Origin of the sequence: Bradyrhizobium sp. CCBAU 45394, assembly GCF_028128655.1 — a bacterium.
Lineage (GTDB): Bacteria > Pseudomonadota > Alphaproteobacteria > Rhizobiales > Xanthobacteraceae > Bradyrhizobium > Bradyrhizobium diazoefficiens.
The window spans coordinates 22544-35977 of sequence record NZ_LBIX01000153.1; the positions used below are offsets into that span (position 1 = coordinate 22544).

A 13434-nucleotide genomic window follows, 5' to 3' on the forward strand; every position below is an offset into this window, starting at 1 on the left:
AGAGACCGCCGCTAGTTTTCGCGTTGCGAGCGCCGCCATATTGTGTTCTTGCACGTTTACAGCAATCACCGTGCCAAAACCGTGCACTCGCCCCATAAGGTTATGAGTGCCTTGACGAAACGCTCGCGACCGACTCCTCATTGCAAGTGTATTGAACCTGACAGGACTTGCACGGCCCTCGGAAACCAAACAGCGAAGAGCCAGCGGCCACTCACAATGGGTATAGGGCTGTTGAATTGCGAATATTGCTCAAAAGGCGACACATAGGTGGGCTTTGCGCCCTGAACCGCGCGACAGCACTTTGGGCGTTCAAGCGGCATCGCGCTAGCATGGTGATCCTAGTCGCTGACGTGTTCCGTCTTCGTTCGTAACAACTACGCGCGAAGCAGTCGTCGAATACGACCACACAGTGGGGGTCTGGACGCATGCGCAGCCCTTAGTCGATGCGCCTGATCGCAGCCAACTCGGGGCATCGATCGGTCTACGGAACATGCAGTCCCGGGTGATCGCGAGCGATCGAAGAACGCCATAGACCAGAATGCGCAGGTCGCGGGCTGAGATGCGTACTACATCTTGCGCGCTCTCACTGGACGGTGCCTCTTGCCCTTGGTACATCCTCGGACCGTTTCCGATCTATCGTTGCCAGGGCTCTCCAGATCACGCGTCACGGACAAGTGCCGCAAGATCGGTTTCGAGCTTCGGTTGATACTTGAAAATAGCGTCTATCAACGCCTGTGCCGGTTGCTCGGCGGCCTCAACCAACGTTGCCTTCTCAGCCCGCGCAGAGGGAGCGAACACTCGTTTGACGACGGTCGGCGAGCCCTTGAGGCCGCATTTGGAGACGTCTTCGACACCGGCATCGTGCGCGCTCCATTTCACGATTTGGGCACGCGCGGCACGCAAGGCATCCGCCATCGCGCCGCGCCGAATCTGATTCGTTGCCTCCAGCATGGTGATGAGACAGGGCAGCCTCGTGTGCAGCACCTGGACACCACCTTCCGAGCGTCGTTCCGCTTCAATTGTATGGGCGGCGAGATCTAAGGATCTGACCTTGGCAACGTAGGTTAGCTGCAGTACGCCAAGCCGCTTTGCGATGCCGGGCCCAACCTGCGCGGTATCGCCGTCGATGGTCTGCTTTCCCGTGAAGATAAGGTTGGTCGGGCCGTATTCCTTACCAATTTTTCGGATGGCTGTTGCAAGTGCATACGTTGTGGCCAGGGTGTCGGAGCCCGCAAAACAGCGATCGGTGAGGAGTACGGCGCGATCGGCGCCATAAGTCAGCGCCTTTCGCAAGGAATCTTCCGCCGATGGCGGCCCCATTGTAAGCACGGTAATTTCGCCGCCGAACCGATCGCGAAGCTCCAGCGCGGCCTCGAGTGCGAAGAGGTCATATGGATTGATGATGGTCGGCACTCCCTGACGCATGATCGTATTGGTCACGGGGTGCACGCGGATCTGCGCCGAGTCCGGAACCTGTTTGATGCAAACGACATTGTGCACGGAGTTGCTCCAAAAAGTTGCGACAGCTGCGAAGAGAACAGCAAGTGTTGTACCATCGCCATCCTTTTGAAATCGGCTTGCCATCACAGTGGCTAGAGCGGGTAATGCGCCCCTCTAGCCCGCTCTTCCTGACGAACGAATGCTGACACAAGTCGGGGCTGCGACAGCGCTGTTCCGCAGGGCACGCCAGCCGAGTGACGCCAGGACGGCTTGCGACAGACTACCGCCGCTAATCACGAGCGGGCGGCGGACCGGTTGACGGTCAATGAGAATTGCCGCTAGTCCGGCTTGATGGACGAATACGCGTGATAGCTCGTCTGATGTCGAGCAATTGACGGTTCGCGCTTGCAGACCGAAGGTGACGCTCTGTATGTCGTGGCGCGCAAATCCATCTCTCACCGAACCAGGTGAGTTTGCTTGCGACAGCAGTCTCGGAAGCGAGCGGAGCGGTTTCGGTCGTGGCCAAGTCGCCGCCGAGGGCGGACCCGTTCCTTTAAGATTGCAATGAGATTGGCCACCGGAGATCGTCCTCACATAGCTATTTGGCTCAACTGTGATAGTAAAGGTTCCGGCCGATTTTGTCGTTCAGAACCGCTTTATTTCGATTCCGTATTTCCTCAGCGCGTAGCCGATCTGGCGTGGCGTTAGTCCGAGCAGGCGCGCTGCCTTTGCCTGCACCCAGCCAGATTTTTCCATGGCCGCAATGACCCGTTCGCGATCGGCCATCTTCGCGCCGCTTACGAGAACTGTGCCGGGAGGAGCCAGTGAGGTCAGTTCGCTGCCGACGGACGGGACCGGCGGGGTCGCTTCAGCTAGCGGAATGATGGACTTTCCGGGCACCGGCGGGATGGGTGCCGGCTGGTCTGGCCTCCCGTCCGATGTACTTTTCCACAGCATCGCGGAAAGGCACTGGGCCTGGTGGCATGCAAAGTCAGTTCTTACGATCGATGATCCGGCGCACAGCGTCGCTGTCCGCTCGATGCAGTTTTCGAGTTCGCGGACATTTCCCGGAAAGCCGCACTTCATCAGTACATCGATCGCACTCGCCTCCAAGGTCAGCGTACGGCCGTTCTCGTTGTTGAACTTTCTGAGGAACTCGCTGGCAAGCAGCGGAATATCACTGCTTCTTTCGCGCAGCGGTGGCAACAGCAAGGGAACTACGCTGATGCGATAGTAAAGGTCCGCGCGGAACTCACTCCGTGCCACGGCCTCTTCAAGGTTCCTGTTGGTCGCAGCTATGACTCGAACATCGACCTTAATCGTCTGGTTGCTGCCGACGCGCTCGAACTCCTGCTCTTGCAGGACGCGCAGCAACTTCGCTTGGAACGGAGCTGAAATCTCGCCGATCTCGTCAAGAAATAGCGTTCCTTTGTCAGCAAGTTCGAAGCGTCCCTTGCGCGAACTGAACGCACCGGTAAAGGCACCTTTCTCATGGCCAAATAATTCCGATTCCAGGACGGTCTCAGGAAGCGCCGCGCAATTCAGCTTAACGAACGGCCGCTTGGCGCGGGACGACGATTCGTGAATGGCCTTGGCTACGAGTTCCTTCCCGGTACCGGATTCGCCACGCAACAGAACCGTGCTTTTCGATTTGGCTACAACCGCAATCTTCTCGAGCAGCCCGCGCAGCGCCGGGCTGTCGCCGATGATCCCATGGGCGTGTAGCTTCTTGCGCTCTCGAGCGGGCTGCCTGAGGTCAAATATCTGCTTTTGTAGACGGTCTTTCTCCGCCACCAGTGGTTCGCGATCGCAGGCGAACACGCGGTCTAACTTCACTGTTTGTCCCACGAGGTTGGCGATCATGGCGAGCAGCCGCGCATCGTAATCGATGCGGAGGCTTGACCTATCGTCGCGGATACGGTCGATCGTCAGAGTACCCACAACCTTCGGACCAATGCGAATCGGAACCCCGATGAACGACACTGGCATATTATCGGAGGCGCCGAGCACTTCCCGGTCGTCAGCGCTGAATGCCGGCTCGGCGGCCACGTCCTCGGCGACAAGAGGCCTGTCTGTCGCGACGATCTGATCGATTGCCTTCCGTGGCAGGCGCATCCGGTAACGTTCGTCGCTGCCTTCGCTCCAGCCGGCGCCCACTGTAATGTCCGGCATGCCGTCATCGTCGAACAGTGAGACGATGCCGTGTCGCATCTGCACAAACGATTGCAGAAGATCAACAACGTTTGCCAATGTGACTTCGAGCGGACAAGGAGCCGTGAGTATTTTCGATATTTCGAAGATGCCGGCCAACGCACTCTCACGCAACGGCTCCCCCGAGAGCTTATGCTCCGGCTCAAGTTGCGAGGCAGGTCTTTCGAGTGAGGAAGGGATATCCAGCATGAGGCGGCCTCCGTTGTCTTGATGATCCTCCGTAGCACCTTGTTCGGGTTTGCGAGGTTCGTTTTGCATGTCACTCTCGATCTAGTTCCAAGTGTTGACGAGATGACACAGAACCGTAACACCTTTTCATGGCACGACGGTAAACTCACAGTGTGCCTTTTTCCTTTTGCGGAATGTGTGCGCGTCGTCAGCGGAGAGCATAAGTACCGCTGCTGCAGCTCAAGTCACTGCGGCGCCAAGGCTTGGCCAATTCACAGATGTTGCCCACCATCGATCGGCACCTCGGCCCCCGTGACATAGCTCGCCGCATCCGAGCACAGGAAGAAGATGACCTTGGCAACTTCATCCGGGGTTCCCACTCTGCGCAAGGGGATGTTTGGCACGAGACGCGCTTCTGTGTCGGGCGATAACATGTCCGTCCTGATTTCGCCGGGCGCGATCGCATTCACGCGAATGCCATGCGGCGCATAATCATGGGCCATTTCGCGTGTGAGGCTTGCAAGCGCAGCTTTTGAGGTCGCATAGGCACTGCCGGCAAACGGGTGCACCCGCGAGCCCGCGATCGAAGTCACATTCACGATCGATCCTGACGCGGCTCTTAGCTCGTCAAACAAACCCTGCGCCAGCATGATCGGGGCCACCAGATTGAGATGGAACACGCTCATCCAGGTCTCGGTTGAAGTCGTCAACGACGTCATCCGATCGCCAGTGGGCGTTTTCGGCGAGACACCAGCATTATTCACCAGCGCGTGCAAAGGAGCACCTGCCAAGCGCTTCTTGACCTCGCTGATCGCGCGCGGCAGCATTCGATGATTGCTCAGGTCGATCTGGACATGATCCTCGTTCCCTGCCTCCCAGGGGCATCGCTTGCTGTCGAACGGTTGGCGCGCGCAAGAAATGATGCGCCAGCCCGCCTCCGAAAACAGCTTGGCAGTGGCATGGCCAATTCCGCGCGATGCCCCGGTCAGCAACATCGCCTTCTGTTCTCCGCGATGAATACGGGCATTATCGGCGTGAAAGAGGCAACCCAGGTGTGTTTCGGGCAGCTGACCTCTGATCAGATCGTCATTCGGCAGATCGAGACCCACGCCCGCCTCCTCTCCTATTGCGTCGGCGCACGCGTAGCAGAATTTGCGCCACTGCGATGCACGCAAATCAACTCCGTTTTTGCGTCCTAATGTCGCGCACGCGGAATGCTTGGTGGGTTCAAGACACCGTGCGTGTGCTCTGCGACAACGATGGTGCATTACCTACGTAATGTCACGAGCACACTCGCCTGCGTCAAGACGAGGGTGCAGCCGCGCTCTCTTTCCTGATCGCGCAACCGAGGAGCCAGCCGATGGGCACCGCCTCTCGTTGGAGCAACGATCGATCAGGATAGCGGCCCGCGGCCAGTAGCCGCGTCAACTCGAAAACTGACGTTACCAGCTTCGTGCGTCAGATTTGTCGGCAACTGATGCTGACTTTATCGCGCTCTGCTCTGCAGTGTCCGGCACTGGCACTTCGCCGGATTGGTCCTGGACCACGACCTGGCTTACTGGATGTTCAGCCCAACATAGTGGCTCTCGAGACCGCCGCTCCGCACCAGCGCGTGCCCGACCGCAACTACGGAACTCACCGGCTCTACGGAGACCCTTTCGATATGTTCGTCCGCGACCGACCACCGATTAGCTTCCACTCGCGGTCCGCGCAAGGCGAAGACGTGTTCCACCTGTTTAACGTGGCGGCAGCACGTTAGGGCCATCGTTGTCGACGTCGAGCTTCGGCGGGAGGCATTCGGTGGAGTTGTGCGACAGAGCATTACTTTGCGACAAATGCCGCCCCGAAAAAAAGTGCCAGCACTGCTGGATGCAACGGGCGGCAATCAGATCGATCAAGCGGGCAACGACTTTCATGAAGCAACGAGCTCTTGCGAGGTTTCTTCAATCAGGACCAAGCGGCTCGGATCGTTCAAATCGAATTCAATAACGCGTGGTGCGTGGAGACGCGCATAGCGCGTGAAGGCGCTCGTCGGGGGAAAACGGATCACGGTGTCGCAGCGCGCAAGAAGATACATATCAATCAGGGCGGAAAAGCCGCCCTCGGCTCCTAGCGCGGCGTTGTGCAATGGGCCGGCCTGAGGCGCCTGAAACCGTTTGGGGATCGTGAACACATCGGGAAATCTAGTCGAAACTTTCTCAAGGACGAGCGCGCTGTCCGTGCACAGGAAAGCTCTCACGGGTTTTGCGTGGGGTAACCCCCGGGCCTTATCAATGGCATCAAAGACCTGTCGCAAGGCGCGCTCCGGGTCGGCCCAGTAGGGAGTATGCCCCATAATATCTTCGCCGTTGCCATGCCGGACATGAATGCCGATTACGCTGTACGGCTCAAAGTGCTCACGGTAGACAGCATCAATCCGAGCCTGAATTTCAGGTCGTGGCTTGATGCTCCGAAAGATTTCTCGTTCGGCCTCCTGATCGCAGCGCCACATCAGGCACGCGTCACACACGACCGTGTTAGCGTCACTATCTTTCTGACTTCGCAACAATTGATCGAGTTCGTCGCGTTCCCGGAAAATCTGCTCGTCCGGACGATAGACGCAATCGATGGATGGCTTGTTCCACCATGTCGGGAAGAATGGTCCCGGAAATGAGCACTGATTGATCCTGTCGTCGCAGATCACCCGCACGCCGGCAATGTCTTGAACCGGTTCGAAGAAGACTGGAAAGGCGTTGGTGAATGGCTCATCGAGATAACAAGATCCCCGCCAATCAATGGCTAGCGTCCGTCCTGTCTGCTTTGCAAAACGCCAGGCAGCGGCCAGTGACCACAGGCAGTCGCCGAACCCCGTACGTCGCCGGGAAACTACGAACCGCTCCTTCCTCGAACCGCTAAGCATCTGCATCGCCTCTTCCCGGGCTCCTGGTTGGACAAGAGACGTCATTGCAGACATCTCACGTATCATCTTGTCCGACGTCATGGTCTGAAATCGCAGTGCCGGCGAGCTGCGTCGGTAGAACTTCATAACAGCGCTATCCTTGATGGGCCGCGTTCTCTCAACACTTTCCGTCTTTTCTTCAGCGGTGTCGCGTCCACGTGCCCGATTTCAGTCGGATGGCCGATAACCCCGTGTGCGTCGGATGGCCTGGCCCCCTCACATGCAGGTATAGGCATGGCCATGCTCATGAGTCCCGGCTATGTCTATTTTTCACTTCATTGTGGCCGCAAGCCGCGCGCGGCGGATGCAGGCGAACGCCCCGCAGCTCCCACACGAGCCGCAATTCCTTCACGAGATCTTCACGCTGGGCCTGGCTCAGCATGGTTGTGTCGAGAAGCCAGCCGAGCGACGCCTCGCCCTCGATCCGCATCAAGATCTCGAAAAGCTCATGTGAGATACGCATACTATCGTGGGCGGAATGTCCCTTGCGGATCTCGCAGACCGTTTCCTGACGATCTGGCGCTGTGTGGGAGCGAACACGATGAAGGGATGCATACGGCGGCAATGAAACGCCCAGTGCACTCCAATCCTGCAGTGATGCTGGCCGCTTCCTGACGAGGAAAGGCCCAACAACAAGTCCGTCCAGGTCAGTCGTCAAGAACGTGGTGATCGCATCTGACACGGACTCCACGATCGGCTCGGCATTGTTGTTAAATGACGTATTTAAAAGAACCGGGATGCCCGTTCGCCTCTTGAACGCATTAATTACATCCCAATAGGTGGGGTTTGTCTTGCGCGATACTGTCTGCAGCCGAGCGGTCCCATCAACGTGCGTGATCGCACCGAGCACGTTACACTTGGTTTCACGCACACGAACTACGAAGTTCATGAAGGGGAGCTGCTGCGTGCCGTCCGGGAGCTCAAAGAACTCGCTCGCATCCTCCTCCAGTACAGATGGCGCAAACGGGCGATAGCCCTCCCGCTTCTTGACCATCGCGTTGATGCGGTCCTTGTTTTCCGCAGGCCGCGGGTCCGCAAGAATGCTGCGGTTACCAAGCGCACGGGGGCCGAACTCAGAGCGGCCCTGAACCCAGCCGATTACAGCGCCATTTGCCATCCAGTCTGCCGCACTGGATGCTATGTCATCACTTCGTTGAATGTCGAGGTGGCCTGACCATGCGTTGAGCTCATGCTCTACGGCTTGGTCGCTCCCGAGATCGGGCCCCCAATAAACGTCCGGCAGTCGCTCGCGTGGTGCTGGCCTGCCCAGCTCGTTCGATACCATCAATGCAGCGCCGAGTGCGCAACCGGCGTCGTGCGCCGCGGGTTGAACAAAGATGTCGTCAAATAGCCCGGAATAAAGCAGTTTACCGTTCAGCGTGCAATTATGCGCTACCCCGCCAGCCAGGCACAAGCGTGTCATGCCCGTCGCTTCACGATGGTGCCGCAGGATGTGAAACACGATCCGCTCCAGCGCTTCCTGCAGCGAAGCGCTGACATCTCGATGCTGTTGGGTGAATGGCATTCCTTTTCGCCGAACCTCGATGTTGCGGACCAGGGCCGGACCGATTCGATCCAGGTAAACGCGATAGCCACCGTTGTCCAACAACTCGTAGAACTGCGCGAAGAGCTCGCGATAGGGAGCGGGATCACCATACGGGGCAAGCCCCATCACTTTGTACTCGTCGAACAACCCGTAGCCGAGATATCGGATCGTCTCGAGATAGAACAGCCCCAGGGAGTTATGTTCCGGGAAGCTTTCAAGTTGCGTAATTTCGGTGCCAGACCCCACCGCCAATAAGCCGGAGAGAAAATCGCCACCGCCGTCGATCGCAAAAACAAGACTTTGCTCGAACCCGGACATGGCAAACGCGCTCACAGCATGCGCTTCGTGGTGATTCACGAAGGAAACTCGGGACGGATCGATCTCGGCGCCGAACTCCCGTGTCAGCAGCTGCCGCAGCAACAGTTTGGCGTCCAACGGAATGGGCTGAGAAACAGAAAGGCGCTCGAGCATAGTATTGCAGTAGGCTTCAGTCGCGTAGAACGCGATACGGTCGATCTCTCCGAGCTCAACTCCTGCGGTAGAAAGGCAGTATCGGATCGAATTGCTCGGGAACTTGTTGGAGTGCTTGACGCGGTTGAGGCGCTCCTCTTCGACAGCAGCGATCACGCGGCCATCCTGCACAAGAACCGCAGCCCCATCGTGAAGAAATGTATTCGGCAGCTCCGGCGAGCTTTCATAGATTCTGTCAAGACCGCCACTCACTCCCAGGCACAACATCCCGTTCTCCATTTGATCATGACGGCAAGGCCAACTGCCGTCCCACCTACTTAATCTGTACAGTCACGCTCCGTCGGGTGCGCGGGCCAGACAGCACAACACAACTTTGCAAAGTCCGTCACGGCGCCTAGCGACAGGCGCTCAGAAATAACGGTGCTGGCGTCCGACACCGATCGACCGAACAGGCGGCCGTAGACCTAACTCGATCGCGACCTCTTAAGGCCATTGCAGCATCTGCTGTGACAGACCAGGTCACTCCCGAGCTACCGCAGAAAGCATCGTGACACTGAATCGATTTGACATTCTCCGTTTTCGCTCAACTCACATCAACGCAGCAGGCGGCGCCGAAATAGTGCCGTCGACGCGAAAAAGGGCAAGACCGCGTAAACGCAGAGCGCACCGACGTGCAGCGCAGCACTGTCGGCGCCGCGCTCAAGCATCGCTGGGCGAATAAGGTCGACCGAATGTGCGAGCGGCAACAAGCCGGCGAAGTGCTGAAACGAGTCGGGCAGCTGGCTCGTCGGAAAGACCACGCCACACAAAAACACCATAGGAGTGAGGACAAGCGTCTGGTAAAACACGAAGTAATCGTAACTTGGCGCAAGAGATATGACGAGCATCGCCAGGCTGGCGAAGACAAGGCCAGTGAGAGCGATTGTTGGCATCGCATACAAAATGGATGGCCATGATGCATAACCCAGCGTAGCAGCGACGATCCCGATCGCTGTTCCGGCCAGAACGGACTTACTGGCCGCCCACACCAGTTCACCCAGAACGATATCGCCAAGCGTGAGCTGAGTAGAGAGGATTGCTTCCCAGGTGCGGCTGGCGTCCATGCGTGCAAAGGCTGCATACATGGTTTCAAAGGTCGCGGACGTCATGGCGCTGGTCGCGACCATGCCTGCCGCCAGGAACGCGATGTACGACGTCCCCTCAACGCGCCCCACGATCAGTCCAAGGCCAAAGCCGAGGCCAAACAGATTGGTTAGAGGATCTGCGAGGTTGCCAAGAATCGATGCAAGTGCGACTTTCTTCCATGCCAGGAAGTTCCGACGCCATACCGCGATCCAGTTGTACGCGTTAGCGGGCATCACCGCCGCATAACTTTCACCCATCGCTCACTTCTCCATCTCGCGCCCGGTCAGCCGCAAAAACACGTCTTCGAGATTCGGGGGGCGCTGCAGAATACGAAGGCCCGCTCGCCCGCGCAGTTGCACGCGTACCTGCTCCGGATATGGCGCATAACAAAAGAGCGTCTCTCCACTCACTTCGATGTGCCGCGCATACGGCCTAATCAGCTCGCAGAGCTGGTGCGGATCACCCCCATAGATTTCGATCACGTTACAGCCGATATGCTCATCGATCAGGCCGTCTGGCTTGCCCTCGGCGATCTTGCGTCCACCCTCGAGGACACACAGCCGATCGCACAGGCGTTCGGCCTCTTCCATGAAGTGAGTGGTCAAGAGAATCGTCTTGCCCCGCGCAAGCAGAACTCGCAGACGTTCCCAAATCAGGTGGCGGGCGTGCGGATCCAAACCAGTCGTCGGCTCGTCCATCACGAGCAGATGCGGGTCATTGATTAGCGCACGCGCCAGCGTCAGCCGCCGTTTCATGCCACCGGACAGCTCGGCAACGCGCGTGTCCGCCTTGCTTTCGAGGCGTGCAAACTCGAGCAGCGAGGGGGCGACCGCCTCGATCTTGCGAGCGCTCATGCCGAAGTAGCGGCCAAACACCAGCAGATTCTCTCGTACGGTGAACTCGAGTTCAAGATTATCGAATTGCGGCACCACGCCGATACGCACACGTGCGACACGAGCGCGTGCAGGTACAGGCTCATTGAGCACCGTAATCTTTCCTCCGTCCGGCGAGATCATGCCAAGCAGCATGCGCGCGATCGTGCTCTTGCCAGCTCCATTCGGCCCGAGAAGGCCAAAGCATTCTCCCCGCGCGACCGAGAACGACAGATCATTGACGATGATCTTGTCGCCAAATGATTTTTTCACGCCGGCAAGGTCGATTGCTACGGTGGACATGCTCACTCTTAGGCTGACAGAAGTCGTTCGGCCGATGATGACTTCCTTACGACCGTCTTGGTCCAGAGCAGGCCGTCGCACCACACATGCTCAACCCGTCCCCACTCGCAGGCCGCGGCAGCATCCGGAAAGAATCCACGTCCGTGGAGGTTGGCACTCGTATTGCAGAGCAGCGGAACGCCTGTGAGTTGTTCAAATTCGACGAGAAGCTCGGCGATTTTGTGCGGAGAGTTGCGGGAGATTGTCTGCAGCCGCGCCGAACCGTCCAGATGGACGACAGCGGGAACCTTGTCGCGCCATTCCGCGCGGGTCTGGTGATCGAACAGCATGTAAGGATCTGGCGTACCTGGGTTGAAAATCTCTGGGGCCCGATCCTCCAGACAAATCGGCGCCACCGGTCGGAAGTGCTCGCGACGCTTAATGTCGTTGAGATGATCTTTCATTGCTGGCGAGGTCGGGGCTGCAAGAATGCTTCTGCCGCCCAACGCCCGCGGCCCAAGCTCGGCGCGCCCGGAAAGGAAGATGATCGGCTTGTTGTCGGCGAGAATCGCCGCAAGTTCCCGCAGAGTGCACGGCGCGGCCTCCCAGTCCGACGGAAGCTCGCTGTCCTGCAGGGCCGGCCCACTGTAGACTGACCATTCCACTGGCCCGAAGCCATTTTGCGCCGCCATCGCACCGCAAGCAGCGCCGATTGCCGAGCCGCTGTCATTCGGAAACGGCGGCACCCAGACATCATCGAACAGTCCCGTCATACGAAGCGCACTGTTCCACTTGATATTGAGACCGCAACCTCCGGCGACACATAGATTTCGCGCCCCCGGAAGCGACGAGTGCCGCAGCAGAACCATCGCGATTTCCCTGACAAGAAGACGTTCCAGGAACACATGAAACGACGCAAGAACGTCCTCCGCTCGCTTGGCCGTCAGGCGCAATGCGCTTGCCTCAAAGAACTCGTGTATAGCTGCGAGAGACGATTCCGCATTGTTTATGTCCGCGCGGTAGCGACGAGCCTGCTCGGTGTCGGCCGCGAAGCGCTTTTCATAGAGCTCCTGAAACACTGCCACGATGCTTTCGTCGACAGCGCCAAGCGCGATGTATGCCATCAGCTTGCCGGCGATGCCCAAATCCCAACTGGAGCGGTTCGGCTGCCTGTAAGGCCCGAAGTGAAGGCCCGCGGCAGCATAGGCGTGGCCGATCATCGGAAACAGGGATCCAATGAGCCGCGCCCCCCGAGGTTCGACATAGTAAAGACGTGGAAAGATGCAGCCGTCCCATACCAGACACAACGCCGGTTCTCCCGCGCTGGCAAAGGGACTGGTGCTATATGCTGACGCGACGTGGCCCGTGACGTGCGGGTAGCTCTTATATGGAAACACCTTGCCGCCGAGGATCAGGCCAAAGCCGTCGACGGAATCAAGAAGCCCCTCAGCATGGCGCTCGACGTATGGCGCCCCTTTCAGCGCGATCGGCACAGCTCCACTGAGGACCTGGAAATGCGACTCGATCTCCCCATCCCAGCCGTCGATGACGAACTGATCGATATCTCGCGGATCCAGGCCATGCTCCGCCAATGCGAGCACGACTGCATCGAGATTCTCGACGGATTGATAGCGTGGACTGTTGCCGCGCTTCTCTTGCTCGGTGCAAAAGAGAAGCCGCCCGTCCTCGACGACAGCAACTGCGCCGTCATGTGTTAACTTGATGCCGCAGATGCGCATACGACCCCCTGCCTAGTGACTGACGTTTGATTGTTCTGACGGGTGACCCTGCTTCCGGAACCGGACGATCAAGCAGTCTTCGTTGACCGACCCGGTGTGGCAGTGCAGACGCTCGACCTCCGATAGACTCTCGTTAAAGAGACCGATCACCGTCTCGGCACCAGCTGTATGACCCCAGCGTTGACACGTGGCATCACGTGCGGACCCGAAAATCAGAGCTCCATTTGGTGCAAGCATACTCACCAGGTTGCGGATAGCCGCATGCATCTCGACAATGTCCTTGAGGTAGTAGAGAACTTCGGCCACGACAATCAAATCGAACTGCTCAGTGGTCGAGAACCGTTGAATGTCGCAGGTCACCCACGTGATATGTGACCACTTCCTGGTCCGTAGTCGCGCTCGCTCGATCGCCTGCGGCATGACATCGACCACCGTGAGTCGCTCGCAAAGCGGCGCCAGCCTGTCCGTGAATGCACCGGCTGCACATCCTACTTCGAGGGCATACGCAACATCTCCACCGCAACGCGACATCCGGAGCATTTGCGCGTATCGCTCCTGCTCGAACGAACTACTGTCGAGGCGCCATGGATCGTCGACAGCCAACTCTCGCTCTAATAGCTGATGGTTTTTGTCCGAGATCAT

The 13434-nt window shown here is 58.3% G+C and carries 10 protein-coding genes; all 10 read right to left on the reverse strand.

Annotation, left to right across the window (positions count from 1 at the left end):
- Positions 1-657: 657 nt before the first annotated feature.
- Positions 658-1500: an electron transfer flavoprotein subunit beta/FixA family protein gene (locus WN73_RS16480; RefSeq protein WP_097668526.1), complete on the reverse strand. Its 843-nt coding sequence runs from the start codon at positions 1498-1500 to the stop codon at positions 658-660.
- A gap of 585 nt (positions 1501-2085) precedes the next feature.
- Complete coding sequence (gene nifA, locus WN73_RS16485) at positions 2086-3909, reverse strand: nif-specific transcriptional activator NifA (RefSeq protein ID WP_271553799.1); 1824 nt, start codon at positions 3907-3909, stop codon at positions 2086-2088.
- 182 nt (positions 3910-4091) lie between these two features.
- Positions 4092-4928 carry an SDR family NAD(P)-dependent oxidoreductase gene (locus tag WN73_RS16490; protein WP_097668524.1) on the reverse strand — a complete coding sequence of 279 codons (837 nt, stop codon included), beginning with the start codon at positions 4926-4928 and terminating at the stop codon, positions 4092-4094.
- A gap of 627 nt (positions 4929-5555) precedes the next feature.
- The gene (locus tag WN73_RS16495; RefSeq protein ID WP_143279286.1) at positions 5556-5735 is read right to left on the reverse strand and encodes a hypothetical protein; all 180 of its coding nucleotides are present in this window, start codon (positions 5733-5735) and stop codon (positions 5556-5558) included.
- Positions 5732-6844: a nodulation protein NodZ gene (locus WN73_RS16500; RefSeq protein WP_097668522.1), complete on the reverse strand. Its 1113-nt coding sequence runs from the start codon at positions 6842-6844 to the stop codon at positions 5732-5734. Before WN73_RS16500 ends, WN73_RS16495 begins: the two co-directional genes overlap by 4 nt.
- A 157-nt stretch (positions 6845-7001) precedes the next feature.
- Complete coding sequence (locus tag WN73_RS16505) at positions 7002-9041, reverse strand: carbamoyltransferase family protein (RefSeq protein ID WP_161536460.1); 2040 nt, start codon at positions 9039-9041, stop codon at positions 7002-7004.
- A gap of 326 nt (positions 9042-9367) precedes the next feature.
- The gene (locus WN73_RS16510) at positions 9368-10156 is read right to left on the reverse strand and encodes an ABC transporter permease (RefSeq protein ID WP_271553802.1); all 789 of its coding nucleotides are present in this window, start codon (positions 10154-10156) and stop codon (positions 9368-9370) included.
- Positions 10157-10159: 3 nt separating this feature from the next.
- Complete coding sequence (gene nodI / locus WN73_RS16515) at positions 10160-11080, reverse strand: nodulation factor ABC transporter ATP-binding protein NodI (protein ID WP_245448754.1); 921 nt, start codon at positions 11078-11080, stop codon at positions 10160-10162.
- Between the two features lie 2 nt (positions 11081-11082).
- Entirely contained in the window at positions 11083-12792 is a 1710-nt protein-coding gene (nodU, locus tag WN73_RS16520; protein WP_271553804.1) for a nodulation protein NodU, read from the reverse strand.
- Between the two features lie 12 nt (positions 12793-12804).
- On the reverse strand, positions 12805-13434 hold the full coding sequence (gene nodS, locus WN73_RS16525) for a nodulation methyltransferase NodS (RefSeq protein ID WP_097668518.1): 630 nt from the start codon (positions 13432-13434) through the stop codon (positions 12805-12807).